This is a genomic window from Ginsengibacter sp. (assembly GCF_057362405.1).
Genome location: NZ_JBMQQG010000113.1, coordinates 1 through 25,697 on the forward strand (window position 1 = coordinate 1; position 25,697 = coordinate 25,697).

Sequence of the window (25,697 nt, forward strand, 5' to 3'; positions counted from 1 at the left end):
AGAGAGTATTACACAAGTTGCTATTACAATTGAATGATAATCAAATACTGAAGAATAAATACCTGAGCCGAATAAACCAGTGATTGAAGAGAGTATAAATCCTGTTATCAAGGCCGCTCTGAATAGGGCCCTCTCAGTAGTATCAATTGAAATTTTAAAAAGCAATACCAACCAAAAGACGAAGAAGCCAGGGGCAGAAAAAAATAATGAAAAGAAGGAAACGAGTAAGATATTTCCGATAAGGTCAGAATACATCGCATTGCTTAGGGTAATAAAAATGCCGCAAAGCACACCGTTTATGAAAGACGCCAATATCCAAATGGTAAAAGTTCGTCCCGTTAATTTTAAATAGGGGCTCATAAGCTATTTCTTATTTCAAGATTTTTTATTTTACGATAACAGATCCATAGGGGAACCAATCCAAAAACCCCGAAGGAACAATCAATCAATTGCCAACCCATTGGAATTCCCCTATAGTGACCTGCTATAAATGCTAATGGAAAAATCATGACGCATGCTATCATCCCAAATTCTATTACCCAAATATTTTTAACCGGGTCTTTAAATGGACCAATAAAAAGTATAGCCAGTACAAAATGTGCAAAGGCCAGCCAATCGTGACCATACAACAAAAACGGATATTGAATTTTAACCTGGCTGTAGGCAGATAAAACTTTTAACAGCCAGTAATGCATATAACTTTCGGGCGAAAAAAATGATAATAAAGCAGACAGCTCAATATCTATAGGAATTGCTGTAACTCCGCTTACAAACAAAGCCAGCATAAAAAATGCAATAATCCCTCTTATTATTTTTAGTTCTCTATTTTTCATTTAAAAAGTACTTTGAATTTCAAAGTGTTGGTTCAAAAAAAATTATTGAATATTCTTAATCATTTTCCCAAGGGCATCAATATGAATTTTAAATGCTTTTTCTCCCGCTTTTGTAATTGCATAACTTGTATTTGTTTTTCTCCCGATAAATCCTTTTTTCACTTTTATATATTGTATTTCTTCCAGGGCTTTTAAATGCGAAGCCAGGTTTCCGTCTGTTACTTTTATAAGTTCTTTCAACGTATTAAAATTAACTTCGTCGTTTACTACAAGCGCACTCATGATACCCAGTCTTACCCGGCTGTCGAAAGTTTTATTAAGATTTTCAATTGGGTTACTCATTAATCAATCCTTTTTTTACTAAACTCGTTCATATTTCCACCACATAATAATGCCATAAATAATGTGCAAGGCGCCAAAGCCCGCAGCCCAAAAAACCAAGCCGTATCCCGGTACCCAAAGATTGATAATTCCCAACACTAACTCACAATATCCCAAATATCGTATTTCGCCAAGCGTATATTTCGACGCATTAATTAATGCAAGCCCGTAAAATATAAGGCACGTTGGCGCTATCAAAAAAATATGCTCCATTTGCAGTATTCTCAAAATAAAGAAAGCTCCCGCAACGAGGGGTATCGAAAGATTGATCAGAAGTCGATAAGTAGTAGCTCCCCAAATGGATACCCCGTCTTTCTTACTGCGTAAGAACGTAAATATAAATGCTGCAACAAATGCTGCGACGAACACTCCGGCAGCTATAAAAATTAATTGAGTAACCAGGTTATCATAGTCAATACCGGTTCCATGAGCGTAGCGTGAAATTTTCTGAACTGCGAGCCATGCTCCCAGCAAAGCAAGTATTCCTGCAGAAATACCACTAAACCCGCTCAGACTTATAAAACGACTGCTTCGTTCCATCATTTGTTTGATCTGATGCAATTCCTTTAGCGAGGCCTGTTGTTCGTCCATAAAAAGTACTTTGAATTACAAAGTAAATATATCTTTTTTGCATTTCCTATAGTCCACTCAAAATAAATTCTAAATTGGAAAAGAAGAGGATACTATTAAACTTTGCTTAGGACCGAATTAATGATTTCACATGCCTGTACGATTTCATCATTTGAAATGGTAAGTGGTGGTACAATTCTAAGGCATTCAGAAGCAAACAAAAACCAATCGGTAAAAACTCCTTTATCAATTAAAGCGTTAATCACTTTTTTATTTTCTTCAAAACTTTCAAATTCAAGCGCAATCATTAAACCGGCGCTTCGTATTGTTTTTATTTTTTTTGATTTCAGTAATACAAGAAACAATTGTTCTTTTTCAAAAACTGTATCAATAAGTTTTTCGTGCAACAAATATTGCATAGCGGCCAGGCCGGCAGCACAACAAACAGGATGACCACCAAATGTATTGATATGGCCAAGAACAGGATTATTCGTGAGGTAGTCCATTATCTTTTTATCAGCAATAAAAGCGCCTAACGGCATTCCGCCGCCCAAAGCCTTTCCAAGTAATAATACATCCGGCATAATATTAAATTGCTCAAATGCCCACAAGCTTCCGTTGCGGCCAAAGCCACATTGTATTTCATCAAGTATTAATAATGTTCCGGTATCATCACATCTTTTTCTCAACGCTTGTATCCATTGTTTATCCGGAACAATTACGCCTGCTTCGGCCTGTATAGTTTCAGCAACTACACATGCCGTTAGCCCCGTTATTTCTTCAAGGCTTTCAAATGAATTAAATGTTAGATGCAATACATCCGGCAACAAAGGGCGAAATGCATTTCGCCAATATTCACTGCCCATAATACTTAATGAACCTTGTGTACTGCCATGATAACTATTGTCGAATGCTGCGATTTGAGTACGGCCAGAATACCTTTTGGCAAGCTTCATTGCCCCTTCTGTTGCCTCCGTTCCAGAAGTAGTAAAGAAAACCGAATTTAGCGAAGCAGGCAAATTTTCAGTAAGTAATTTAGCATAGCTGGTTTGAGGTGTTAATACTAGTTCGCCATTAACCATCACATGCAAATAGTCATTAATTTGTTTATTGATGGCCCCGATAACTTTTTTATTGCCGTGCCCAACATTGCAAACACTTATGCCGCCAATAAGATCAATATATTCTTTACCGTCGGCATCGTATAATTTGCAACCTTCTGCTTTTATAATTTCAAGGGCTAATGGTGTCGGAGATGTTTGCCCTATATGTTCTAAAAATATCTGTCGGTTAGTCATGATCGGTGTGCGATTTAAGATATTTGATGTACGATGTTAAAACATTTTTTCATTCGTAATTTTTTACGAATTTAGGAAGTAATTAAATGAAGTATTTTTTGAGTTAAGAAATTTGTATCGCAAGACGCTGAGTTTGTCGTAACGTTTTCTTGCAATACGCTTTATTTATAAATAATGGTCTTTAAAGATGCCCAATGAACCAACAGTACAAGGGAGTGACACAACCGGGATGCCCAAAGAACTATTGCTGGTAACAAAAAAAATAAAAAATTATGTCGTTAATTATTGAAGTAAAAGGCATTAAACCAACATTTGGAACTAATTGCTATATAGCGCCTAATGCCACAATTGCAGGCGATGTAGTTATGGGTGATAACTGCAGTATTTGGTTCAACGCAGTTTTACGCGGCGACGTAAATAGTATCCGGATGGGAAATAAAGTAAATGTACAGGATGGCGCTATTATTCATTGTACTTATATGAAGGCAGCCACCACAATTGGAAATAATGTGAGCATCGGACACAATGCAATAGTACATGGATGCGTTATACATGACAATGTGCTTGTGGGTATGGGAGCTATTGTGATGGACCATGCGATAATAGGCAGTAACAGCATTATTGCTGCCGGGGCCGTAGTACTTGAAAATACAGAGGTAGAGCCAGGTTCGATTTATGCAGGTGTTCCCGCAAAAAGAGTAAAAAATGTTCCTGAAGACCTGATTAGCGGGGAAATAAACCGGATTGCTGATAATTACGTTATGTATTCAGAGTGGTTTAAACAACAACACTGTTGAGATTAGAAATAATATTTTTTATTTTACTTTATTAAAATCTTAACAGGGCTTTTTTAAGGTAGGAAACAAATTTGCATCTTACTGAAATGAAAAAAAATTTAATTGTTGCGTTATTAGCGTGGATGCTTACGGGATGTTCCATTTTTAGAAAGAATGAAAAATATGGATGCCCCACCAATGGAAAGAATGTTGGGGCAGAAAAAATTTTATCAGGAGACAAAGACGCCATAAAGGCCGCAAAAAAGGCAAGAAAGTTTAAATCATAAAGAAAGTATATTAATCTATTAAAGCACCAAAACCCATTGTATGTGTTATCATTTAAAAACAAATTTCGGCGGAACAGAAGCAGTCATAGACGATAATTGCGGCGTTTCAAAATTTTATTCTATTGCAGATATTTTGGCTGACGGATTGAAAGTAAAATTTATTAACCAGATCGACGATGCAGATACGCTGGATTGGGATTTCAGGTATAAAAAGCATTTCCTCACCTTACACTACAGCATATTTAATGGTGTTTCCATATTGCCCCATAATACAAAGGGTATAGCTAAAGAAAATAAGGCTGTAATTGAAGTTGCGAGATTTTTAGAAAAGAATGCATATTAGTACGGCAGCCATCAAGAGTAAACTGTTTGATTAATTAGACATTTTATCATCACCATTTCTTAGTATCAATCGTACCCAATATATTTAAATAGCTGACGTATCGGTCAGCAGAAATTTTCCCCTCTTCTATTGCCAGTTTTACGGCACATCCCGGCTCATCAATATGCATGCAGTTATTAAACCGGCATTCATTTACCAGGGCTCTCATCTCAGGAAAATAGTGAGACAATTCATTTTTCTCAATGTCCATCAAGGCAAATTCGCGAAGGCCGGGCGTATCGATAATTTTTCCACCGCCTGGCAAATCAAACATCTCGGCAAATGTTGTTGTATGAAGACCCTTGCCGCTCCAGTCACTTACATTTTGCGTTTTTAGCAAAAGTTCTGGAAAAACAATATTTAAAAAGGAAGATTTGCCTACACCCGAATGACCACTAAGTAATGTTATTTTATTTTTCAAAAGACGCTTCACTTCGTCTATACCTGTCCGTTGCTCAAGGCTCATCAATAAAACCTTGTAGTCATTTCTTTCATAAATAAACTTCAGTTCCTCAAACTTTTCCTGTTCTTTCTTTTTATATAAATCACTTTTATTAAAGACAATTATGGCCGGAACATGATATGCTTCTGAAGCGACCAAAAATCTGTCGATAAAGCCTTGTGATGTTTTAGGATCCTTAAGGGTAGCAAATAAGAGACTTTGATCAAGATTAGAAGCAATAATATGGTGCTGATGTTTGTTGTGCGGCGATTGCCGTGTTATGTAATTTTTTCGTTCCCCAATTGTTTTGATAACTACTGCACCTTCTTCCGTGTCTTCTTGTTCAACCTCTACAACATCACCAACAGCTATAGGATTTGTGGAAGTAATGTTATCAATCTTAAACTTTCCTTTTATACGGGCATTAAAAAATTCTCCTTCTTCATTTTTAACCACATACCAACTTCCTGTTGATTTATACACAAGTGCTTTCATGGAGAAGTTAATTGATTAATTGCTTGTTTGCTTGAATTTGTTCCTGGTAAAATTCGTCTAATTCGCGTAATTCGTGGCTGCGATTGGGATATTCAGTTATGGAAATTTTTTAAAAATGGTAAAGCGTAAAATGAATTCAATTAACAGAAACGCCATCGCCGCAAAAATAAACGGATAAAATTTTTCAGTGAACCGATGGAATGTAGTTATTTCAACTTTTGATTTTTCCAGATGATCTATTTCGTTATAAATACTTTTCAGGCTTTGGTTATCAGTTGCTCTAAAGTATCGGCCCCCGGTTTGATCCGCAATATTCTTTAACAGCTTTTCATCAATTGCTACTTTCTCATTTTGCATTACGATACCCAAAGGTGTACTCACCGGAGTGGGTGCGTAGCCGTCAGTTCCTACGCCAATTGTGTACACTTTTACTTTAAAAGTTTTAGCAATCTCCAAAGCTGTTGCGGGATCAATAAGGCCGCCATTGTTTACTCCATCCGTAAGGAGTATTACCACCTTGCTTTTTGCCTTGCTATTTCTAAGCCTGTCCACACTTGTTGCCAGGCCAGAGCCAATTGCGGTTCCGTCTTCCAAAAGCCCATTTCTTATTTGTTCAATCTGGTTAATTAAAACCGCGTGATCCGTAGTCAGGGGACATTGCGTAAAACTTTCGCCGGAAAATATAACAATGCCAATTCTGTCATCGGGCCTATTATTTACAAAGTCTTCTGCAACTTTTTTAGCCGCCTCCATCCTGTTAGGCTGAAAATCCTGCGCAGTCATGCTACCGCTAACGTCGATACATAAAATAATATCTACCCCTTCTCCCTCCGATTGTTGCTCTTCGTATTTTACCTGCGGACGTGCCAACGCAACTATTAAACAGCTTATCGCAAGCAACCTTAGTATAAATGGAACATTTTGAAAAGTGTTTTTCCACGACCGGGTGTTTGATAATCCCTTCGTGGTAGAAATTCCAACTGCAGCGGTCTGTTTTTTCCCCTTTATCATTTTCCAATAAACCAGTATTGGAATTAGGGCAAACAACCAAAAAAACAGCGGTTGTCCAAATGTTATATCGTTGAAATAATCAACTATCACTTTCGCTTTTTTGATTGAGATTTTTGTTTACTTCCGTTATCATCGCCCTTACCTGTTGCAGACATGTTTCGCTTTCCTGTTGTGAGGGAATAAATTTTGCAAATTTTACAGCATTACCCATGCGAATACAATTGGCAAATGCAGATACCTGTTCTTTACTCACATTATAATCGCCGAGTTCTATCAGCATTTCGTCAGATGTGAGGTGCATCTTATACATTTTCGTTTTCCTCGAAATATAACGTTTAAAGATATCCGTTAGTCTCGTATGGTATGCTTTTACTTCATTATTTTGAAGCAGTTGCTCTTTATCCAGGTTATCTAAAGATTGCATAGCTTCATCATAAGGCGAAAGCTTTGATTTAAAAATATCCGGCTCTTGTTTCTTTTTAAGAAATTTAATCAGAAATCTTATCCAGAAGAAAAGTAAAACAAGTACAACACCTAATATAGCCCACCACCACCATGCCCATTCTTTTTTTACTTCTATAATTGATTTAATATCATGAAAGGTAGCGACACTATCAATAGGTGAATAGGAGACCTGTATAGGAATTGAATCCGTGACAAGGTTAAAGGATGAATCTCCCTGCAAAGTTTCCATGTTTATAACCAAAGGAGGAATCACCTGCCGCCCCGAATCAAAACAGGTTAGCGTTATTTCCTGGCTAAAAGCAATATTTCCATTTGGGCTGGTTGAATCAATTTTATTTTCCTTTACCACCTGGAAATGCCCTATTGTATCGGTCACATTGAACCAGGAGAGGCGATAAGTATTATCGGGCATCAAAGTGGAAACCCTGTAATGTAATTGGCCCCCGATAAGAATATTTGGTTGATCAACAGAAGCTTTTACAGATGGTGGCTGAGCAAAAATATTTTGCGTAGACCAACGAGAACCCAACAGGAAAAATAATACAACTAACGATCTATGATAAACGCGTTTCTTCAATTGCTTTCTTTTCACTTTATTTTCTTCTTAAAAAAAACTGTTGAAGGATTTTCACATAATCCTCATCAGTACGCAAATGCAATAAGTCAGCCCCCGATTTTTTGAAAATGCTTTTGCAACGCTCGCTATGTTTCATAAAGTTCTGCTGGTAATTATAGCGGACCATTGAATCTGATGTATCGAGCCATTGTGTTTTACCCGTTTCAAGATCTTCCACTTCCATTAAACCTACGTTGGGAAGTTGGAGATCCATTTTATCATATATCTTAAGCCCTATTACATCGTGCCTGCTGGCCATCACCCGAAGTGAATCCTCATATTGCTCATCGATAAAATCGCTCATGATAAATGCAATGCTTCTATGGCGGTTCGATCTTGAAAATAACTTCAACGCTTCATTAATATTGGTGCCGGTTCGTTTAGGTTGCGCCGTTAGTAATTCTCTCACGATATACAAAGCATGCTGCTTGCCCTTCTTTGGGGGAATATATTTCTCTACCTTATCGCTAAAAAAAATAACTCCAACCTTATCGTCGTTATTAATTGCGCTGAAAGTAAGCACCGCCCCAATTTCTGTAATAAGATTTCTTTTCGTGCTGTGCACAGTACCAAACAAAGCACTGGCGCTTACATCAACCAGCAGAACCACTGTTAGCTCTCTTTCCTCTTCAAATACTTTAGTAAACGGATGGGCATAACGGGCGCTCACATTCCAGTCGATAAACCGCACATCATCGCCATGGTAATACTCTCGAACTTCGCGGAAACTCATCCCTTTGCCCTTAAACGCAGAATGATACTCACCGGTAAAAAGATGTGTTGTTATCTTTTTACTGATGATCTCCAGTTCTTTTACTTTTTTTACTATTTCTGCTGTTGTTAACATACGGCCTCACACTAGCCCCTCTCCAAAGGGAGAGGAACATGGATTATTATGATTGATTAATTTTGATTTTAATAAAATTCTGTATTAAAAAATTTACCGAAGTCCTGAACTCCTTACTTATTACTCATAACTTATTACTTATAACTCTTAAGGTACATTAACCACTTTTAAAATCTCCGTTATTATCATTTCAACATTAATATTTTCAGCTTCTGCTTCATAGGTAAGGCCTATACGATGGCGTAATACATCTTTGCAAATGTTTCTTACATCTTCCGGAATTACGTAGCCGCGTTTGTTTAAATATGCATAGGCCTTGGCAGCCAATGCCAGGTTAATACTTGCTCTTGGCGATCCCCCAAAAGAAATTAAGGGTTTTAGTTTAGCAAGATTATATGTTTCAGGATAGCGGGTTGCAAACACAATATCAAGAATATAATGTTCTACTTTTTCATCCATGTAAACCTGTCGCACCAGTTCTCTCGCATTTAATATTTCATTGGTTGAAACAACTGCGTTTATGGTTGCCTGTTTTAGTCCCTGAACATTTTGCCGAATTATTATCTGCTCTTCACTTTTAGTAGGATAATCAATTACTATTTTCAACATAAACCGATCCACCTGTGCTTCCGGCAAAGGATAGGTTCCTTCCTGTTCAATGGGATTCTGAGTAGCCAGTACTAAAAATGGCTCTTCTAATAAATAAGAATTGTTTCCAATGGTTACCTGCCGCTCCTGCATCGCTTCCAGTAGAGCGCTTTGTACTTTTGCCGGTGCCCTGTTTATTTCATCAGCAAGAATAAAGTTGGCAAAAATGGGGCCCTTGCGAACCACAAATTCATTCTTTTGTTGGTTGTAAATCATCGTACCTACCACATCGGCGGGCAACAGGTCAGGAGTGAATTGTATACGGCTGAATTGTGCATGAATAGCATACGCCAGCGACCTGATAGAAAGTGTTTTTGCCAGGCCGGGGACTCCTTCTAATAAAATATGCCCGTTACTTAAAAGGCCAATTAAAAGCCGTTCCACCATGTGGTTCTGGCCAACGATTACTTTACCAATTTCTGCATGAATTTTATCAATAAACGAAGCCGAATGATTAATTTTTTCATTCAGTAAGCGAATGTCTTCTGCGGTTTGTAACATTTTATTCAATAAAATTTAAATTAAAAACTCAAAGGGCGCAAATTACGAACAACCTATAAAACAAAAACGATGCTAATAAATTGCATTGAGAAAAAGTATGTTAAATTTGAAACGTAAAACTATACAATTATGGTAGATGAACAATTAATAACATCAAGTAACCAGCTCGAGGGATACAGAATAACAAAGCATTTAGGTATTGTTCGTGGAATAACAGTAAGGTCGCGTAGCCTGTTTGGTAATATTGCCGGCGGTTTCCAAACACTCGTAGGAGGAAGGATTTCAATTTATGTTGATCTATGCGAAAAAACAAGAGTGGAAGCTTACCAGCATATGATTCAACATGCCAATGAAAGAGGTGCCAATGCAATCATCAATATTAGATATGATGCTAACGACGTAATGAACGGTGTTACAGAGGTATTATGCTATGGAACCGCGGTGCAGGTAGTCAATCTCTAATTAAGTTCGCTACTAATGTTCATTGATTTAAAAAGAGGGAGCATTATCTCCCTCTTTTTAATAAAATAATCTTCGTTAATCTAAGCAAGATTTTTACCGCCAACCCTGAAGGAAACTTTACAAATAACACCGTAAGATGATATAGCATCATCTTTCACGTGCACTTTAAAATCTTTTACATAAACGGAGTCAATATTTTTTACAGTTTTTGAAACTTCTTTCACTGCATTTTTTATTGCATCATCAAAACTCTTTTCTGAAGAGGCAATTACTTCAATAACTTTTACAATAGCCATAATTATTTATTTAGAAGATTAAAATAACCAGAGCTACAAAAATTATTCCGCGAAAAAAATAACAGGTAGATTTATAACGGGAATTAATAATCAAAAGTTTTCCCTTCTTCTTTATCGTAATTCTCATTATACTTTACAAAGAAATTCAAATAAACAACGCGGCTGAATCGCATGAGCCAGGGTTGTAATATAACTATCGTTACACCATTTGCCAGCAGCCAGTAAAGAACCCGGTTGTCATCTGTAGAAATGCCCACTATGATCCACCAGGCAATGAAAGTAATTGCAGAAAATAATACAACCAATATATAGCTAATATACCCTGTGCCATACCAAAAGCCGGGCTCCAGGTCAAATTTTTGAGTACATACCGGACAGGTATCGTACATATCTAAAATATAAGAAAGCTTAATTTTTTTATAAGGATTGTTGTTCTTAAACATATCGCCCCGCCGGCACCGCGGACATCGCATGGTAAACATGCTCCATAAAAAATTTGGTTTCGGCTTTTGCTCGTCTGTCATAACGTAAAGGTATTTAATTCAAAGCCGTTTGAGGGGTCAAAACTTTCTTTCTTTCGCCAATTTGCTGGCGCCACATGGCATAATATAATCCCATTTGGGAAATTAATTCCTCATGGGTTCCTGTCTCAATTACTTCCCCTTTTTCCAAAACATAAATTTTATCGGCGTGCATAATAGTACTCAACCTGTGCGCAATTAAAATGGTGATCTGCTCTTTTTTTGAAGAAACATTTTTTATAGTATTGGTAATTTCTTCTTCAGTTAATGAATCGAGCGAAGAGGTTGCCTCATCGAAAATCAATAAATGCGGATGACGAAGCAATGCTCTCGCAATGGATAAACGCTGTTTTTCTCCACCGGAAACTTTTACCCCACCTTCACCAATTAAAGTATCAAGACCTTTATCGGCACGTGCCAGCAACGTATTACACGATGCTTTTTGAAGCACATCGAGTATTTCTTCATCTGTTGCAGAAGGATTTACAAAAAGCAAATTTTCTTTGATGGTTCCTGCAAACAATTGTGTATCCTGGGTTACAAAGCCAATTTGTGCCCGCAGCACATCAAAGTCAATATCTTCACGGGAAATTTTATTGTACAAAATATTCCCTTTTTGCGGAATGTACAAACCTACAAGAAGCTTCACCAATGTTGTTTTTCCCGAGCCTGAAGGACCAACGAATGCGATGGTTTCTCCTTTCTTTACATCAAAGCTTATATCCATCAAAGCCGGGTGCTGAGCAGACTGATGTTTGAATTTCACATTGATGAATTCAAGTTCCTCAATGTTGTTAATAAGCGCTGGTTTTGCGGGCTTGATTTCAGGAGACTTATTCATCAGTTTATGAAAATTATTCAATGATGCTTCCGCCTCACGATACGAAATGATGATGTTACCAATTTCCTGCATGGGGGCAAAAAGAAAAAAACTATAAAATACCAATGAAAGATAATTTCCCGGAGTAATTGAATTCTTAAAAATCAGCCATAACAAAGTAAAAGTGATTACTTGTTGTAAAAAATTAACCATGGTACCCTGGATAAAACTAATGGTACGTATACTTTTAACCTTGCGTAATTCAAGCTTAAGGATTTTAAATGTGTTATTATTCAATCTTTTTACTTCCTGGTCCGTTAATCCAAGGCTTTTGACTAATTCAATATTTCTTAACGATTCTGTAGTGGAGCCCGCTAACGCATTCGTTTCATTAACGATTCTTTTTTGAATAGACTTTATTTTTCTGCTAAGCAAACTGGTAACAACAGCTATGGCAATAATTCCCAAAGTATAAACCGGCATAATTACCCAATGCAATCTGAAGGCATAAATAGAAATAAAAACAATACTTACAATAATTACAAAAAATACGTTTATGAAGTTGGTGATAAATTTTTCGGTATCAGCTCTTACTTTGGTTAGTATAGATAATGTTTCACCACTGCTTTGGTCTTCGAAATCCTGGTAAGGCAACATCATGCTATGTTTCAATCCATCGGTAAAAATTGTGGCGCCAAATTTCTGTATGAGTACATTTCCAAAATAATCCTGGAAAGCTTTGGCAATCCGGCTTACCATTGCAGTTCCGATCAAAAGCATCAGGAAAAATAATAAGCCGTGATACTGGCCTCTGCCAAAGAAAAATTGATTTTCAGTTCTGGCAGTTTTGTCAGGAAAAACATGAGGATGATTAACAAATAAATCAAGAATGTTACCGGTAATTGCAGGAGCAAATAATGAGAACACCTGGTTTACTGAAGCAAGAAACAGCGCCAAAACTACCAACCACTTATAAGGTTTTATGTACGATAATAATATCTTCATCTAATAAATTTGAATCTGCAAATTTCGGGAAAAGAGTTTAGAGTTGAATAATGTAATGTATCACCCCGCCCAGCCTTCTCTATCCAAACTTCTATATTGAATGGCTTCTGCAAGGTGCTCTGGTTTTATATCATCACTTCCCGCAAGGTCTGCAATGGTTCTGCTCACTTTTAAAATTCTATCATAAGCACGGGCGGAAAGATTTAATTTTTCCATAGCAACCTTCAATAAATTAGCGCCAGCCTGGGTTATAATACAAATTTCTTTCAGCATTTTACTGCTCATTTGCGCATTGGAATAAACGCCGGGATTGTCTTTATATCTATCAGCCTGCCTATCCCTGGCTTTAATAACTCTTATTCGTATGGATTCACTTTTTTCAAATTCCTGTTTTGATGAAAGTTCATTAAATGCAACAGGCGTTACTTCCACATGAAGATCGATTCTATCTAATAAAGGTCCTGATATTTTATTCAAATATTTTTGAACAGCGCCGGGAGGGCAAGTACATTCTTTGTCAGGATGATTGTAATAACCGCACGGGCATGGATTCATGGAGGCAATCAACATAAAGCTCGATGGAAAATCCAATGCAACTTTCGCTCTCGATATAGTTACCCTTCGTTCTTCCATTGGTTGGCGCATTACTTCCAAGACAGTTCTTTTGAATTCAGGAAGTTCATCTAAAAACAAAACACCATTATGCGCCAGCGAAATTTCTCCTGGCTGTGGTAAACCGCCGCCACCCACTAAAGCAACATCTGAAATAGTATGATGCGGTGAACGAAAAGGCCGCTTTGAAATGAGTGTCGCATTCTCTGGTAGCTTCCCTGCTACACTATGAATCTTTGTTGTTTCCAAAGCTTCCTGCAAAGTAAGCGGCGGAAGTATTGTTGGCAAACGCTTTGCCAACATGGTTTTACCTGCACCGGGGGGACCGATTAAGATTGCGTTATGTCCACCAGCAGCCGCAATCTCCAAAGCTCTTTTTATATTTTCCTGTCCCTTTACATCACAAAAATCTATCTCGAAATCGCTTTGTGCGTTCGCAAACTCTTCGCGTGTATTTACAACCGTTGGTGTAATGGAATTTTCGTCAATAAAAAAATCAATCACTTCGTTTATGTGTCCAACACCATAAACATTTAATTTATTAACCATCGCGGCTTCCCGAGCATTTTCCTTAGGAAGAATCAATCCTTTAAATCCTTCCTTTCGTGCCTGAATAGCAATTGGGAGTGCCCCTTTTATCGGTCTAACGGTCCCGTCTAAACTAAGTTCGCCCATGATGACATAGTCAGTAAGTTTTTCTGCATTCTCTAACTGTTCACTTGCTCCTAACGTTCCCATCGCTATTGGTAAATCAAAGGCAGTTCCACTCTTCCTGATGTCTGCCGGAGCAAGATTAACAACCACTTTTGTTCTTGGGAAATGATATCCATTGGCCTTGATAGCGCTTTCCATGCGCTCGAGGCTTTCTTTTACAGCATTGTCTGCAAGGCCCACAATTGAAGTAAATTTTCCGCTACTTACGTTTACCTCCACCGTTATAGTAATAGCTTCCACTCCATAAACAGCACTACCAAAAGTTTTGACTAACATGAAATGAAATTAGAGAATTTTTTTTCTAAGTAAGCGTTCAAAAAATTTTAGTTAGGTGAACTGATGAAATCATTTACAGAAAATATCTTCCATTACTTGCTTTATTTGCCTGATGGTTATTATTCCAAGGTGAGCTATTTTATTTTGTAACCTGCTTTTATCAATCGTTTTTATTTGGTCAAGGGCAATAGCGCAAGGTTTTCCATCTAATTTATAATTTATGCGTGATGGGTATGATCTTATAGTTGAAGTTAGGGGAGCAAATATTACAGTGCCAATATTGTCATTCATTTCGTCGGGAGAAATAATTACACATGGTCTCGTTTTTTTCATCTCTTTACCAATAGTAGGATCGAGATTTACCCAAAAAATGTCATATTGTTTTATTTCCACTTTTCGAAAATTTCATCTTTAAATATATCAGGCATAAGCAAAGTGTCGTCCCCGTTTTTTGCCATCCTTTTAAAAGCTTTTGCCCATCCCTTACGCGGAGACTGATCATTGCTTTTCAATAAAATTCCCTTTTCATCTACTTCAATCACAATTTCTTCTTTGTCGGTTTGCAATGTTTTAAGAAATTTATGCGGAATTACAATTCCTTTTGAATTCCCTATCCTTCTTATTTTCACTTTCATTATTTCCATAAAAAAAATTTCCCTAAAGGTAAAAAAGTTATAACATATTATAACATACCGGTCAAAGTTTTTCAAGCAGGTCAATTACTTTTTCTCTTTTCAGAATTAAATAACCAAGCCGCTCATTACTGATTCCATCTTTAAGGTTGTAGTTGAACGATAGTTGCTCGTCCTGAACATTCGTTTCAAAATATTTAAACTTAATATTTGGATATTTTTTCAACGAGTCCGCTATTTCGTACAAATGCGTGGAAAGAATAAATAAAGAACTTTTTATTTTGATAAGGCCTTCAATCACAACGGTACTGCATTTCATAGCATCCCGAACATTGGTTCCCTTAAATAATTCATCAATAAGGATCAACCATTTTCTGCCATCATTAATTTTAAGAATTGTATTTTTTATTCTTTGCACTTCGTTATAAAAATAACTTTCTCCCTTAGCAACATTATCAACCACATTTATATTACTGAGCAAACCATCGAATAGAGAAAGTTCCATGGACTTTGCCGGCACTCCCATACCTATATGAGCCAGAAAAGCCGCGCCACCAACGGCTTTTATGAATGTACTTTTACCAGCCATATTTGCACCGGTTAAGAAAATAAAATTATTATTTACATCCAGTTCAAGATCGTAGGCAACAGGATTGCTCAGTAATAAATGATACAAGCCTTTCACTTTAAGATCGGGAACCTGCGAAGCAACAAATTCTGGAAAAACCAAGTTGTATTCAGCAACCGCCATAGCCATGCCATACCATGCATCTAACTGGTAATAGATTTCAATTAGATCCAATAAATTTTGTTTGAAATGATAACGAATATAATGTGCAAGGGCAAGCATTTCATGAATAGAAAGATCACTCATCTTTTCTTTTGCAGCAACAATATCCAATTGATGCTTTTCAATTAAAACATTTGCTTTTTGCAAAGTTCTTGTCAAATTTTCCGGCGCCTCATCGGTCATGAATATTTTAATGATCTGCTGCATTCCTTTAATGAAATCAAAAGCATGGCCGACTGAATATCTTACTAAAGAATAATCAGGCGCATGAAATACTTTATAAAAAAATGCCGAGGAAGAAGTAGGCCTGGCAGGAATCTCGTCAATTGAAGTCTCGTAAAATTTATGAATCATTAAAACGGAACCATTGCTTATAATTAACGGCCAACTTTCTTTTTTTTCAAGAATAATCTGTAGAGTTTTTTGTACGTTTTGAATGGAAGCAATATCCTTTAAGGATGAGCTTAAAATATGTCTTAAGGTCTCACGACCGCCAACAGTTCGTGTAAAATTCAATTTATGAAAAATGGAAGACTCTTCGTCATGTTGAAAAATCGCAAGGTCGTTGAGTGTAGTTTTGTCTGTTTCCATCTAAACTTGGAAAGTTGATGAGTTAATTGGTTTATAATTTTATTTGTCGGCTTACCTGTTAAAAAAAAGTCGTTCTCCCTTTATAGATTCTTCAAACACGTGCTTTCCATAATCATCGTTTTTATACACACAATTTCCATTTACAAAAGTCTGAACTATTGCGGCGGGAAAAGTAAGTTCCTCTAAGGGGCTCCATCCACATTTGTATAAGATATTTTCTTTGGTTACGGTTGTAGACGAATTTAAATCCACCATAACTACATCTGCAAAATAACCTTCCCGTAAATAACCCCTGTTTTCAATTTTAAAACAGTCAGCAACGGCATGGCTCATTTTTTCAACGATTTTTTCCAGCGAGATTTTGTTGCGTTTATAATATTCCAACATCAACAATAACGGATGTTGCACCAGTGGTAATCCTGAATGTGCATGTTCATACGGACCTTCTTTTTCTTCCAATGTGTGCGGCGCATGGTCTGTCGCAACTATATCCAACCGGTCATCGAGCAAGGCTTTCCAGAGAGCGGTCTTATTTTTTGAGTCTTTAATGGCCGGATTACATTTTATTAAATAACCTAGTTGTTCATAATCATCCGAAGTAAAATGAAGATGATGAACACAAACTTCCGCTGTAATCTTCTTGTCTTTTAAAGGAATTGCATTTGTAAAAAGCGCTATTTCCTTTTCTGTTGATATATGTAAAATATGAAGCCTGCTTCCATACTTTTTGGCCAATGATGCAGCAAAAGATGAAGATTGAAAACAGGCGTTTTCATCTCTTATTAATGGATGATCAGAAGGTTCAAGAATTTGTTTTCCACTTTTTATTCGTTGATAATTTTCTTTAATTATTTGTTCGTCTTCGCAATGGGTTGCAATCAACAATTCACTTCCCGAAAAGATTCTGTTGAGTTGTGATTCATTGTCCACGAGCATATTTCCTGTACTTGATCCCATAAATATTTTTACGCCGCACACTTCTTTTTTTCTTCTGTTCATTTTCAGAACCTCATCGGCATTCGTATTACTGGTTCCCATAAAAAAAGAATAGTTAGCCAACGAGGAGTGTCTTGCAATCTCATATTTATCTTCCAGCAATTTTTCAGTTAGTGCATTAGGTATGGTATTAGGCATCTCCATAAATGAAGTAACGCCTCCGGCAACAGCTGCTTTACTTTCAGTATAGATTGTCGCTTTATGTGTTAAACCAGGTTCCCGAAAATGCACCTGGTCGTCTATCGCGCCGGGCAACAGATGCTTTCCTTCGCCATTTATTTCAACGACATTTTCTTTTACATTAAATGAATTATCGATCCTTTCGATGCGGCCTTTTTTAAGGTAAATAGTTTTCAATTCTATTTTACCCTCATTAACTATTGATATATTTTTTAAAAGATAATTTTGCATATCTTGAAATTAAATAATAAAGAACCAAACCCAATGCAAATTATAAAAAGCCTGCTTACCTCACTGGTATTTATTTGCCCGTTTATCGTAAAGGCTCAAACAACCTATTTACCTGAAGGGTCAAAAGAATACCAGTTTATCGACAGGCTGGAGATTAAGCAAGGCCACAATACCGATTATAATTATTCTGCATTGAAGCCTTTTAGCAGGCGCTACCTCGTTCAGGAAGCAGAATTTTTAGATAGTGGCCGCGTTGCATACACGAATTCACTAACGGGAGAGGACAACCGATGGGCCGGCCTTGATCTTACTAAGATCGATGAATATAATATCCATAGCATTCTTATGGATAACTCAGAATGGGTAACGGGCGGGAAAGAGAGTTTTCTTAGTAAAAAACCGGTCCTAAAAAGTTTTTATACTACCAAACCCAATCTTCTTGAAGTTAATGTGAAAGATTTTTTTCTCGCCTTAAATCCTGTTATATCTTATTCAATGAGTAAGGAAGCGTCGAATAATGAAAACATTTTTTATAATAAAAGAGGAATCACGGCAAGAGGGAGAATTGCTAACCGAATTGGATTTTCTACAACTATAACAGATAACCAGGAGCGGATGCCTTTGTTTGCTCAAGACCGCGTTAGTTACTTTCATGCAGTACCGGGAGTTGGCTTTTATAAAAGCTTTAAAAAAACAGCTTATGATTATTTTGATGCAAGAGGTTACATAACTTTTAATGCAACAAAATATATTGACATACAATTTGGCTATGATAAAAATTTCATTGGAGATGGTTACAGAAGCCTCTTTCTGAGCGACTTTGGAGATAGTTACCTGTTTCTGAAATTGAACACAAAAATCTGGAAATTCAATTACCAGAATTTATTCATGGAACTCATGCCCCAGTTTGTAAAAGGCGGCGATATTCTTTTGAGCAGAAAATATGCAGCTATGCATCACCTCGAAATGAATATTACCAAATGGCTCAATGTAGGTTTATTTGAAAGTATTGTTTTTGGAAGAAAGGACATATTTGATTTGGAATATCTGAATCCTATTATATTTCTCAGGCATATTGAGGGAACGGTGGGAAGCCCTGATAATGCATTCGCAGGTGCTGACTTTAAAGCTAATGTGGCACATCATTTCCAGTTTTACGGGCAACTACTTTTAGATGAGTTTATCCTGAAGGAAATAACGAAAAATAATGGTTATTGGGCAAACAAATTTGGCTACCAACTTGGTGCAAAATACATAGATGCTTTTTCAATCAAGAATCTTGACCTGCAGCTTGAGACTAACAGGGTAAGGCCTTTCACTTACTCTCATTCAGATTCTGTTGCAGATTACACCCATTATAATCAACCCCTGGCACATCCACTGGGAGCAGGTTTCCAGGAATTTGTAGGGATTGCCAAATATCAGCCAGCACCCAAATGGTACCTCAATGCAAGGATGATTTATTATTACCAGGGTCTTGATTCTGCGGGACAAAATTTCGGAAGTAATCCTTTTGAACTTTATACCACCCGACCAATGGACTATGGCTTTTTTATTGGTACCGGAGATAAGATAAAAGTGCTTAATGCATCATTGGCCTTATCATATGAGCTCAGGGAAAATCTTTTTGTAGAGGCCTCTTATTTATATCGAAAATCTTCTGCTGCGAGCGGCATTGGTTCGGGAAATACCAACGTTTTTGGAATTGGTGTTAGATGGAATGCAGCCAGGAGAGAATATGATTATTGACCCCTCTCCCCCTGAAGGGGAATTTAGGTTAAATGTTTCTCAACTGTTAGTGCGTTTCCCAAAAAAAGGAATCTCCTCTCTTTCCTTCGAAAAGGGCTTCAGTGGGGATTTCCAATTGAATTGGGTTTTTGGGGATGGGCTTTTACTCGACTGTTAGCGAAAAAGTAACCATTTTAGAATTAATCTTGTCGATCACATTTGAATATCGAAGAGATGGGTCGCGATCATGCAGATTTACCAGGCCACTGCTTAACTTTATTTCGGGAGATAAAACAAAATAAGGAAAGTAAATATTGCAACCAAGTCCCAGTTCAAGGCTAAAATCGTACGGATGTAATTTTATCAGGTCTTCCGCCTTGCGTGCACCCGCATTACTCGCCAGGTCATAATCAAATTTTCCGCCTGCAATTGTATATACTCTAAAGTTATCTATTCTGTCACTGCTGAATTTAATCTGAAAAGGGAAACTCAGTGTTATAGATTGCACTTTCTTTTCAATAAGGGAATCTGCCGCGTATCGCTCAACATACAAAAATGATTTTTCAGAGAACGTGAGGTCCAGCGGATGTACCCTTAAATCGAAATGATCGCTCATGCGCAGGTTAACCAGCCATGCAAGATTGATACCGGAACTGTTAACACTTTCAACATCCATTATGGTATCGGATTGTAAAAACATCGGATGGTGCGTAAAATTAAAATGAGATTTATTATAGCCCAGGTTAATTCCAAAATGATAAGGTTTATCATCATGTCCTTCCTGGTTAATGGCATCGCGTAACTGTGCCATGGACGCAGTTGAACAAAACACGAATGAGAGTACCAGTACAGTTATTTTTCGCCGCAATAAATGGTGCATATTCCTAAACTCAATGTTTTGTAGAAACTGTGTCTATACTTTAGCTGGTTTAAAATTTGAATGAATTTTTCCCTTTCAGGAAATTTTTGAACGGAGTTATTTAAATATTGATAGGCTTCATTGTTTTTAGAAATTAGTTTTCCAATTTTTGGGGTAACAAATCTCATGTAAAAATTATACAAACTTTTTATTACCGGTGCATTCGGTTTCGAAAATTCCAAAACAATTAATTTTCCTCCCGGCTTCAACACCCTGTAAATTTCGGACAGCCCTTTCTCGAGATTTTCAAAATTTCTTACACCAAACGCCACTGTCACTGCATCAAACGAACTGTCATCAAAGAAAATTGCCTCACTATCCCCATTTAACAACTGAATCTTCCCCTCAAGTCCCAGTTTTTTGATTTTTTTTCTTCCAATCTCAAGCATTCCATCACTTATATCAATTCCGGTAATTTGCTCAGGATGTAAAATTTTATAACTGGTTAGTGCAAAATCACCGGTACCGGTGGCAACATCAAGGATATTTTTAGGATGTATTGATGCAAGTTCTTTTATCGCTTTTCTGCGCCAACTTACGTCAATACCAGCGCTTAAAAAGCGATTGAGAAAATCGTACCGAAAAGCAATTTTATCGAACATATTCTCTACCTGCTTCTTCTTACTTTCCCGGGAGTCTTTGAAAGGAACAATAGCGTCGTGACTGTATGTGTTCATCGCCCCAAAGATAGTTTTTTGATTCAATTAGCCACCCTAATATCCATTCTTTCACTTTTAATTTTGATTTTATCTTCTTGATTTTCGAAAAAATTGAAGCCCATAATACAAAACGTATATTGCAGGCCTAATGCACATCAAAAAAGCAACATATCTCATTAGCAGCCCTTCTTTCGAAAAGTGCCCGGTAGCTGATAGGCCGGAATACGCATTCATAGGCAGAAGTAATGTCGGCAAATCGTCCCTTATTAATGTGCTTTGTAATAATGATAAGCTTGCAAAAACTTCTAATTCTCCCGGAAAAACCCAATTAATTAATCACTTTGAAATCACCAGCACAAGAAAGGTTGGAGAATTTAATGAAACAAAATGGTACCTGGTTGATTTGCCAGGATACGGTTTCGCTAAAATATCGCAAAGCAGCAGGCGAAGATGGGAACAGATGATTGAGAATTATTTAAGAAAGCGGGAGAACCTTACCAACGTTTTTGTATTGATAGATTCGAGACACAGTCCCCAAAAACTGGATCTTGATTTTATAAACAAACTTCAATTATGGCAAATTCCTTATAGTATTGTTTTCACAAAATCTGACAAGGAAAAACAATCAATAGTAAGTAAGAATGTAAAATTATTTTTGGAAAGCCTAAGGAGCACGCAACAATTTTTACCACAACAATTTATTACAAGCTCCGTAAAGAAAACAGGCAGAACAAAAATTTTAGAGCTGATCAATGAAATGAATAAAACTTCTGCAGCAGGAGAACCCTAAAATTTTCAATTCAAAAAAGTAAGGGGGATAAAATTTCTTTTCCAATAAAATTGGAATCATCAATACATTAAAAAGAGATCAGTTAACCATCTTATTTGCGCAGCTACTGCTGGCAAATGCTTCTGGTTTGGCTTTAAAAGCGAAACCCATTCCGAGAATGTAACCCATTGCCTCACGTAACGCTTCGTTACTTTTAAAATGAGGGTTGGTGTTGATATCGGCATGTACTTCCATGTCAACATCATACCTGGTAAACAAATCGCAAAGTTCATAAGCAATCTCAATACTCTTGGCAACTTCTACCAGCATCCGTTCTTTTATGCTGTACACAACTTTTGTTTTATCGTTGTGAATAAACATAAATCCTCCACGACCTTCCCTCAGAAAAACAATTACTGTTGCAAATTCTGTATCGGAGCCTTTAACCTGACTGTCGGTACCAATACATACTTTTAATTTGTAACCTGCGTTTGTTTCTCTCTGGATGGCTAATTCTACTGCTCCTTTTATAGGAAGATCAATAACATCTCCATTAAATTTTCTCCAGTACATAAATTAAGGTTTTTTAAAATTACCGAAATTCCTGTAACAAAAAACTCAATTATGTTTATTAATAATTATTTAACCGCCAATATCAGCGTATATGATTCACTGTTAGGATAATCTTTTATGGCTTGGCATAGGCGCAAAAAAAAGGGCCAGCCCCTAACGCTGACCCTTAACTTACACATGAATCTACCTTACAGTTTTACAATTCTTTCTGTCAGTCTTTGATTAGTACTTATTATTTGCATCAGGTAGATCCCGTTAGGGCTGTTACTTATATTAATATTGTTAGTGCCGGCTTTTCCTCTTCCAGTTTGCATAATTCTTCCGCTCATATCAGCCAGCTTGTATTCATAGTCTTCGCCGGCCTCTATGTTAACCTGGTTATAGACCATTGTTGATAGTTTAAATAATCTGTTAGCAGCACCAGACTTTAACGCAATCACGTTTGAATAAATTGCCTGGTCTGTTGCAGAAACTGCCTTAACCCGATAAAAAACATTTCCGTTTGTTAAAGGCGCACAACTATAGCTTGTTGAACCCTGCGGCAATTTGGTAAGAGTCGTGAAGGTTGAGCCATTAGCAGAACTCTCCAGCGTTAAATTACTTACGGGTTCGTCCGAAATAATAGACCAATTTAAAATATGCTTGCCGTTATCCGCCTTGCCCGCCAGTGTTACGTTCTTGATAGGCAACGTAAGCGATGGGGAGAAACTTCCTGAAATATTGTAAGATCCAAGACTTCCATAATTTGACGTATTGTTATTACCGGCACCTTCAACCACCAAAAAATATACGCCTGAATTTAAGGTAGTATCAACATTTACGTTCAGGATATCAAGCGGGTCGTAAACTCGCAACACCTGCAACGATGAATTAAGCAATTCCACTTTAATATCCAGATCCGCTCCCGCATTATTTGGTCCAACAGAAAAAGGTTCGGCCTTAATATGCAGGAATCCTGTGTCCGTAAGGTTAAATTTAAAAACATCTTTATCGGAGGAAGTGGTGATAATACCGCTATCGGCAAATAGTTGATTATTTATTGTAATCACTGTCGGGTTTACTTTTGGATCATCACTATGATCATCAGCACGATAAGTAAATCCATTTTGCGATGTAATAATTGACAGCGCATCCTGTTCCTGGGAACATCCGTAAGGTGTAGGCCCATTGTACCAACCGGAAAAATTGTTATAGTAACTGTTACCCATAACCGGTGCCCATGCCGTTTGTCCAGTACCCACTCCTAAATTATACGTGGCAAGAAGATTACAGTTGCTATCATATTTGGCCTGGTGAGAAAGGCCAACAGTATGCCCGCTTTCATGCGTGCAACATTCTGCAACCATTTTTGTATTATTGGGGCCAAGCCGGTCCGGAAAAACAAAGCCCGGTGTATCATCGCCCCAGGTAAATGAGCCTGTATAAGAAACGCCTCCTACTCCAGTGTACCATCCGCTTGTGGGTGTAACGATTATCCTGATTCTTCGTGTCAGAGGAGCGGCTAAAAATACAGTTGAATCGGTAGTAATATCAATATTAAAAGGCCTGTAGTCTTCCGATACACGGTTAAATATTTCAACAATTTGCGCATCCGTTAATCCAGACGGTGCACATGCCAAAGGCTTACCGCCATTCCATGAAGTTGATTGCACATACTGACCATCAAAGTCAAGAAAAATGGTGGCTTTTGCTGAGGGTAAACTGCTTAATATTGGAAGACAACTTGCTTTCATTGAAAGTAATATCAGTAAGGACATTAAGAGTGAAAAAAGCCTTTTCATAGTTCGGATTTTAGGGTTCCTTTATAGAAAAATTGTAAGTAGATTTCTCAATTAAAAATCCTGTATAAGATCCTGCGTTTTAATTTTATTGAAAGAATAGTTTCCTGCATTATCTTTTATTAACTCATATCCATCAGCGTATTTTTCATTAATAATACGACCAACATAAGTAACAGAATTATCGTCGTTAATTCTTCTCGAAATAGAAAGCAAAGCGTTCTGCAGCAACGAAGACTTGATTATAACGCTCGACAGATTGCTGTATCGCTGAACCGATGAAAGCACTATCCCGCTAAATGGAAGCTTATCTGCAAAATTGAATTGAATTGAAGAACCCGGCGTTGCGGTAAAAGCCTTATCAAGTTCACTCACCGACGCTGGAATGTTTGCTGAAAAACCAGTAAATAAATTGGGTCTTGCAGATGATGCTATCTGCGCCTGGGTGATAAAAGCTGTGCTTAGCAAAATGCACAGTGCAAACAGCCTGGATGTGGTTTTCATGGTATGGAATTTCGGTTTCAGTTCTATTGGACAATTATTAGAACGATGGTTATGTATAAAAATTATACTTAGACCGAAAAAAAATCCGATGAATATAAATGAGGGAAAAAGTACTCGAAATTAATTAGTATTAATACTGCCCGGTGCTTAGTAAAACCAGCGTACAAGCCTCCTGGGGAAGAATTCCATTTTCCTTAGCCAACGAGGAAAGTTCGCCATTTTCTGCACCAGGATTGAAAATAATTCGTCTGGGATGCAGCGATAATATGTAATCGTAGTATTGCTTTTGATTTAATGGATTGAGATAAAGGGTGACAGTATCAAGCCCGTTTATATCTTGTTCTTTTGTTTCAATTTCAACCTTACCAACTTTTCCGGAGCGTTTGCCTATAGCCGTTACATCATGCCCTTTTGATTGCAGTGCGTTAAGAGCGAGGTAACTATAACGGGAAGGATTATCCGAAGCTCCAAGCACCAATGTTTTTTTATTAGGCATACAATTATTGATTCAAAAATTTTGCTTTAAGTTCGGGAGTTGGAATCATGCATTCATCTTTTCGTCCAAACCACTGATAACGGTTTTTTGCAATCCAATTATAAACACCATCCCTTACAAATTTTGGAACTATAATAAAGGTGTAAAATAAAGGCCAAAGCCCTTTCAGTTTATTTAACACCTTCAAAGCGGCGGTCGATCTCTCATAAACTTTTCCATTATCAACAAGAAAAAAGGAGTTCATTTTATGTGATGGCAAATTATATTCCTTTAGTATTTCTATTCCTTCCTGTGATTGCAAAGAGGCAAAAAGAAACCGGTTTTTATTATCGCGCTTTATAACAAACTGAACTGCCCCATTACACAAGTTGCAAACACCGTCAAATAATATGATTGAATGCTGATACATTGTACAACAAAATTACTAAAACTCTTTACCATGAGTTGCTTTTACAATCTTATTAACCAGGAAGGGAAAAAGTTTGAGCAAACTAATAAACAGGTTGGTTGTAACTTCTTTTCCAAACATTTTCTGGATAAAGCGACCCACTTTTAAGCGCTTATCAAAATTATTCTCCCATTGTTGTCTATAC

The 25,697-nt window shown here is 37.1% G+C and carries 31 protein-coding genes; 6 read left to right on the forward strand and 25 right to left on the reverse strand.

Going from position 1 to position 25,697, the window contains the following annotated elements:
- The 5 genes from ACO1O5_RS09530 to ACO1O5_RS09550 form a co-directional block, all read right to left on the reverse strand.
- On the reverse strand, positions 1-360 hold a 360-nt coding region (locus ACO1O5_RS09530), incomplete at its 3' end, for a hypothetical protein (RefSeq protein ID WP_486269618.1).
- The gene (locus ACO1O5_RS09535) at positions 357-833 is read right to left on the reverse strand and encodes a hypothetical protein (protein WP_486269619.1); all 477 of its coding nucleotides are present in this window, start codon (positions 831-833) and stop codon (positions 357-359) included. The genes ACO1O5_RS09530 and ACO1O5_RS09535, both read right to left, overlap by 4 nt.
- A 42-nt stretch (positions 834-875) precedes the next feature.
- A complete protein-coding gene (locus ACO1O5_RS09540; RefSeq protein WP_486269620.1) occupies positions 876-1,175 on the reverse strand; it encodes a winged helix-turn-helix domain-containing protein in 300 nt (99 codons plus the stop codon).
- An 18-nt stretch (positions 1,176-1,193) separates the two neighbouring features.
- Positions 1,194-1,805, reverse strand: a complete 612-nt coding sequence (locus ACO1O5_RS09545; RefSeq protein WP_486269621.1) for a hypothetical protein — start codon at positions 1,803-1,805, stop codon at positions 1,194-1,196.
- A gap of 95 nt (positions 1,806-1,900) precedes the next feature.
- Complete coding sequence (locus tag ACO1O5_RS09550; RefSeq protein ID WP_486269622.1) at positions 1,901-3,082, reverse strand: aspartate aminotransferase family protein; 1,182 nt, start codon at positions 3,080-3,082, stop codon at positions 1,901-1,903.
- 272 nt (positions 3,083-3,354) lie between these two features.
- On the opposite strand from ACO1O5_RS09550, the gene ACO1O5_RS09555 reads away from it, so the two are divergent.
- The 3 genes from ACO1O5_RS09555 (at position 3,355) to ACO1O5_RS09565 (ending at position 4,488) form a co-directional block, all read left to right on the forward strand.
- Positions 3,355-3,879, forward strand: a complete 525-nt coding sequence (locus ACO1O5_RS09555; RefSeq protein WP_486269624.1) for a gamma carbonic anhydrase family protein — start codon at positions 3,355-3,357, stop codon at positions 3,877-3,879.
- An 86-nt stretch (positions 3,880-3,965) separates the two neighbouring features.
- Positions 3,966-4,145, forward strand: a complete 180-nt coding sequence (locus ACO1O5_RS09560; RefSeq protein ID WP_486269627.1) for a lipoprotein — start codon at positions 3,966-3,968, stop codon at positions 4,143-4,145.
- Between the two features lie 40 nt (positions 4,146-4,185).
- The gene (locus ACO1O5_RS09565; RefSeq protein WP_486269629.1) at positions 4,186-4,488 is read left to right on the forward strand and encodes a hypothetical protein; all 303 of its coding nucleotides are present in this window, start codon (positions 4,186-4,188) and stop codon (positions 4,486-4,488) included.
- 49 nt (positions 4,489-4,537) lie between these two features.
- Here the strand turns inward: ACO1O5_RS09565 and rsgA are convergent, their stop codons facing one another.
- From rsgA to ACO1O5_RS09590, 5 genes are all read right to left on the reverse strand, one after another.
- On the reverse strand, positions 4,538-5,464 hold the full coding sequence (rsgA, locus tag ACO1O5_RS09570; protein WP_486269631.1) for a ribosome small subunit-dependent GTPase A: 927 nt from the start codon (positions 5,462-5,464) through the stop codon (positions 4,538-4,540).
- A 96-nt stretch (positions 5,465-5,560) separates the two neighbouring features.
- A complete protein-coding gene (locus ACO1O5_RS09575; RefSeq protein WP_486269633.1) occupies positions 5,561-6,565 on the reverse strand; it encodes a vWA domain-containing protein in 1,005 nt (334 codons plus the stop codon).
- Entirely contained in the window at positions 6,555-7,517 is a 963-nt protein-coding gene (locus ACO1O5_RS09580; protein ID WP_486269635.1) for a hypothetical protein, read from the reverse strand. The genes ACO1O5_RS09575 and ACO1O5_RS09580 overlap by 11 nt, the downstream gene beginning before the upstream one ends.
- A 16-nt stretch (positions 7,518-7,533) precedes the next feature.
- A complete protein-coding gene (locus ACO1O5_RS09585) occupies positions 7,534-8,403 on the reverse strand; it encodes a DUF58 domain-containing protein (protein WP_486269637.1) in 870 nt (289 codons plus the stop codon).
- Between the two features lie 147 nt (positions 8,404-8,550).
- Positions 8,551-9,552, reverse strand: a complete 1,002-nt coding sequence (locus tag ACO1O5_RS09590) for an AAA family ATPase (RefSeq protein WP_486269639.1) — start codon at positions 9,550-9,552, stop codon at positions 8,551-8,553.
- A 129-nt stretch (positions 9,553-9,681) separates the two neighbouring features.
- Between ACO1O5_RS09590 and ACO1O5_RS09595 the strand changes: the two genes are divergently transcribed.
- Positions 9,682-10,014 (forward strand): YbjQ family protein, encoded by a 333-nt coding sequence (locus tag ACO1O5_RS09595; RefSeq protein ID WP_486269641.1) that lies wholly within the window; start codon positions 9,682-9,684, stop codon positions 10,012-10,014.
- Positions 10,015-10,094: 80 nt separating this feature from the next.
- Here the strand turns inward: ACO1O5_RS09595 and ACO1O5_RS09600 are convergent, their stop codons facing one another.
- The 8 genes from ACO1O5_RS09600 to ACO1O5_RS09635 all read right to left on the reverse strand — a co-directional run bounded on the left by ACO1O5_RS09600 (position 10,095) and on the right by ACO1O5_RS09635 (position 17,678).
- Complete coding sequence (locus ACO1O5_RS09600) at positions 10,095-10,310, reverse strand: dodecin family protein (protein ID WP_486269643.1); 216 nt, start codon at positions 10,308-10,310, stop codon at positions 10,095-10,097.
- Between the two features lie 83 nt (positions 10,311-10,393).
- Positions 10,394-10,834 (reverse strand): DUF983 domain-containing protein, encoded by a 441-nt coding sequence (locus tag ACO1O5_RS09605; RefSeq protein ID WP_486269645.1) that lies wholly within the window; start codon positions 10,832-10,834, stop codon positions 10,394-10,396.
- A gap of 13 nt (positions 10,835-10,847) precedes the next feature.
- A complete protein-coding gene (locus ACO1O5_RS09610) occupies positions 10,848-12,656 on the reverse strand; it encodes an ABC transporter ATP-binding protein (protein WP_486269647.1) in 1,809 nt (602 codons plus the stop codon).
- Between the two features lie 60 nt (positions 12,657-12,716).
- On the reverse strand, positions 12,717-14,258 hold the full coding sequence (locus tag ACO1O5_RS09615) for a YifB family Mg chelatase-like AAA ATPase (protein WP_486269648.1): 1,542 nt from the start codon (positions 14,256-14,258) through the stop codon (positions 12,717-12,719).
- 69 nt (positions 14,259-14,327) lie between these two features.
- Entirely contained in the window at positions 14,328-14,651 is a 324-nt protein-coding gene (locus ACO1O5_RS09620) for a type II toxin-antitoxin system PemK/MazF family toxin (protein ID WP_486269649.1), read from the reverse strand.
- The gene (locus ACO1O5_RS09625; protein WP_486269651.1) at positions 14,642-14,902 is read right to left on the reverse strand and encodes an AbrB/MazE/SpoVT family DNA-binding domain-containing protein; all 261 of its coding nucleotides are present in this window, start codon (positions 14,900-14,902) and stop codon (positions 14,642-14,644) included. Before ACO1O5_RS09625 ends, ACO1O5_RS09620 begins: the two co-directional genes overlap by 10 nt.
- A gap of 52 nt (positions 14,903-14,954) precedes the next feature.
- A complete protein-coding gene (locus tag ACO1O5_RS09630) occupies positions 14,955-16,271 on the reverse strand; it encodes a MutS-related protein (RefSeq protein WP_486269653.1) in 1,317 nt (438 codons plus the stop codon).
- A gap of 51 nt (positions 16,272-16,322) precedes the next feature.
- Entirely contained in the window at positions 16,323-17,678 is a 1,356-nt protein-coding gene (locus ACO1O5_RS09635) for a dihydroorotase (RefSeq protein ID WP_486269655.1), read from the reverse strand.
- Between the two features lie 33 nt (positions 17,679-17,711).
- Here ACO1O5_RS09635 and ACO1O5_RS09640 point away from each other — a divergent pair, with 33 nt between their 5' ends.
- Complete coding sequence (locus tag ACO1O5_RS09640) at positions 17,712-19,427, forward strand: hypothetical protein (protein ID WP_486269656.1); 1,716 nt, start codon at positions 17,712-17,714, stop codon at positions 19,425-19,427.
- A gap of 142 nt (positions 19,428-19,569) precedes the next feature.
- On the opposite strand, the gene porT is transcribed toward ACO1O5_RS09640, so the two are convergent.
- Both porT and ubiE read right to left on the reverse strand, forming a co-directional pair.
- Positions 19,570-20,217 (reverse strand): type IX secretion/gliding motility protein PorT/SprT, encoded by a 648-nt coding sequence (gene porT / locus ACO1O5_RS09645; protein ID WP_486269658.1) that lies wholly within the window; start codon positions 20,215-20,217, stop codon positions 19,570-19,572.
- Positions 20,218-20,258: 41 nt separating this feature from the next.
- Positions 20,259-21,002 (reverse strand): bifunctional demethylmenaquinone methyltransferase/2-methoxy-6-polyprenyl-1,4-benzoquinol methylase UbiE, encoded by a 744-nt coding sequence (gene ubiE, locus ACO1O5_RS09650; protein ID WP_486269660.1) that lies wholly within the window; start codon positions 21,000-21,002, stop codon positions 20,259-20,261.
- Between the two features lie 130 nt (positions 21,003-21,132).
- On the opposite strand from ubiE, the gene yihA reads away from it, so the two are divergent.
- Positions 21,133-21,774 carry a ribosome biogenesis GTP-binding protein YihA/YsxC gene (gene yihA, locus ACO1O5_RS09655; protein ID WP_486269662.1) on the forward strand — a complete coding sequence of 214 codons (642 nt, stop codon included), beginning with the start codon at positions 21,133-21,135 and terminating at the stop codon, positions 21,772-21,774.
- Positions 21,775-21,852: 78 nt separating this feature from the next.
- On the opposite strand, the gene ACO1O5_RS09660 is transcribed toward yihA, so the two are convergent.
- The 5 genes from ACO1O5_RS09660 to ACO1O5_RS09680 all read right to left on the reverse strand — a co-directional run bounded on the left by ACO1O5_RS09660 (position 21,853) and on the right by ACO1O5_RS09680 (position 25,513).
- The gene (locus ACO1O5_RS09660) at positions 21,853-22,326 is read right to left on the reverse strand and encodes a ribonuclease H-like YkuK family protein (protein ID WP_486269664.1); all 474 of its coding nucleotides are present in this window, start codon (positions 22,324-22,326) and stop codon (positions 21,853-21,855) included.
- 188 nt (positions 22,327-22,514) lie between these two features.
- The gene (locus ACO1O5_RS09665; RefSeq protein WP_486269666.1) at positions 22,515-24,107 is read right to left on the reverse strand and encodes a zinc-dependent metalloprotease; all 1,593 of its coding nucleotides are present in this window, start codon (positions 24,105-24,107) and stop codon (positions 22,515-22,517) included.
- 51 nt (positions 24,108-24,158) lie between these two features.
- On the reverse strand, positions 24,159-24,608 hold the full coding sequence (locus ACO1O5_RS09670; protein ID WP_486269668.1) for a hypothetical protein: 450 nt from the start codon (positions 24,606-24,608) through the stop codon (positions 24,159-24,161).
- A 130-nt stretch (positions 24,609-24,738) separates the two neighbouring features.
- Positions 24,739-25,104 carry a CoA-binding protein gene (locus ACO1O5_RS09675; RefSeq protein ID WP_486269670.1) on the reverse strand — a complete coding sequence of 122 codons (366 nt, stop codon included), beginning with the start codon at positions 25,102-25,104 and terminating at the stop codon, positions 24,739-24,741.
- Positions 25,105-25,108: 4 nt separating this feature from the next.
- On the reverse strand, positions 25,109-25,513 hold the full coding sequence (locus ACO1O5_RS09680) for a thiol-disulfide oxidoreductase DCC family protein (RefSeq protein WP_486269672.1): 405 nt from the start codon (positions 25,511-25,513) through the stop codon (positions 25,109-25,111).
- Positions 25,514-25,697 lie beyond the last annotated feature (184 nt).

Coding starts and splice junctions, on each gene's coding strand:
- ACO1O5_RS09535 (WP_486269619.1), bottom strand. CDS start 833: ATGAAAAATAGAGAACTAAAAATAATAAGAGGGATTATTGCATTTTTT.
- ACO1O5_RS09540 (WP_486269620.1), bottom strand. CDS start 1,175: ATGAGTAACCCAATTGAAAATCTTAATAAAACTTTCGACAGCCGGGTA.
- ACO1O5_RS09545 (WP_486269621.1), bottom strand. CDS start 1,805: ATGGACGAACAACAGGCCTCGCTAAAGGAATTGCATCAGATCAAACAA.
- ACO1O5_RS09550 (WP_486269622.1), bottom strand. CDS start 3,082: ATGACTAACCGACAGATATTTTTAGAACATATAGGGCAAACATCTCCG.
- ACO1O5_RS09555 (WP_486269624.1), top strand. CDS start 3,355: ATGTCGTTAATTATTGAAGTAAAAGGCATTAAACCAACATTTGGAACT.
- ACO1O5_RS09560 (WP_486269627.1), top strand. CDS start 3,966: ATGAAAAAAAATTTAATTGTTGCGTTATTAGCGTGGATGCTTACGGGA.
- ACO1O5_RS09565 (WP_486269629.1), top strand. CDS start 4,186: ATGTGTTATCATTTAAAAACAAATTTCGGCGGAACAGAAGCAGTCATA.
- rsgA (WP_486269631.1), bottom strand. CDS start 5,464: ATGAAAGCACTTGTGTATAAATCAACAGGAAGTTGGTATGTGGTTAAA.
- ACO1O5_RS09585 (WP_486269637.1), bottom strand. CDS start 8,403: ATGTTAACAACAGCAGAAATAGTAAAAAAAGTAAAAGAACTGGAGATC.
- ACO1O5_RS09590 (WP_486269639.1), bottom strand. CDS start 9,552: ATGTTACAAACCGCAGAAGACATTCGCTTACTGAATGAAAAAATTAAT.
- ACO1O5_RS09595 (WP_486269641.1), top strand. CDS start 9,682: ATGGTAGATGAACAATTAATAACATCAAGTAACCAGCTCGAGGGATAC.
- ACO1O5_RS09600 (WP_486269643.1), bottom strand. CDS start 10,310: ATGGCTATTGTAAAAGTTATTGAAGTAATTGCCTCTTCAGAAAAGAGT.
- ACO1O5_RS09605 (WP_486269645.1), bottom strand. CDS start 10,834: ATGACAGACGAGCAAAAGCCGAAACCAAATTTTTTATGGAGCATGTTT.
- ACO1O5_RS09610 (WP_486269647.1), bottom strand. CDS start 12,656: ATGAAGATATTATTATCGTACATAAAACCTTATAAGTGGTTGGTAGTT.
- ACO1O5_RS09615 (WP_486269648.1), bottom strand. CDS start 14,258: ATGTTAGTCAAAACTTTTGGTAGTGCTGTTTATGGAGTGGAAGCTATT.
- ACO1O5_RS09625 (WP_486269651.1), bottom strand. CDS start 14,902: ATGGAAATAATGAAAGTGAAAATAAGAAGGATAGGGAATTCAAAAGGA.
- ACO1O5_RS09630 (WP_486269653.1), bottom strand. CDS start 16,271: ATGGAAACAGACAAAACTACACTCAACGACCTTGCGATTTTTCAACAT.
- ACO1O5_RS09635 (WP_486269655.1), bottom strand. CDS start 17,678: ATGCAAAATTATCTTTTAAAAAATATATCAATAGTTAATGAGGGTAAA.
- ACO1O5_RS09640 (WP_486269656.1), top strand. CDS start 17,712: ATGCAAATTATAAAAAGCCTGCTTACCTCACTGGTATTTATTTGCCCG.
- porT (WP_486269658.1), bottom strand. CDS start 20,217: ATGGCACAGTTACGCGATGCCATTAACCAGGAAGGACATGATGATAAA.
- ubiE (WP_486269660.1), bottom strand. CDS start 21,002: ATGAACACATACAGTCACGACGCTATTGTTCCTTTCAAAGACTCCCGG.
- yihA (WP_486269662.1), top strand. CDS start 21,133: ATGCACATCAAAAAAGCAACATATCTCATTAGCAGCCCTTCTTTCGAA.
- ACO1O5_RS09660 (WP_486269664.1), bottom strand. CDS start 22,326: ATGTACTGGAGAAAATTTAATGGAGATGTTATTGATCTTCCTATAAAA.
- ACO1O5_RS09665 (WP_486269666.1), bottom strand. CDS start 24,107: ATGAAAAGGCTTTTTTCACTCTTAATGTCCTTACTGATATTACTTTCA.
- ACO1O5_RS09670 (WP_486269668.1), bottom strand. CDS start 24,608: ATGAAAACCACATCCAGGCTGTTTGCACTGTGCATTTTGCTAAGCACA.
- ACO1O5_RS09675 (WP_486269670.1), bottom strand. CDS start 25,104: ATGCCTAATAAAAAAACATTGGTGCTTGGAGCTTCGGATAATCCTTCC.
- ACO1O5_RS09680 (WP_486269672.1), bottom strand. CDS start 25,513: ATGTATCAGCATTCAATCATATTATTTGACGGTGTTTGCAACTTGTGT.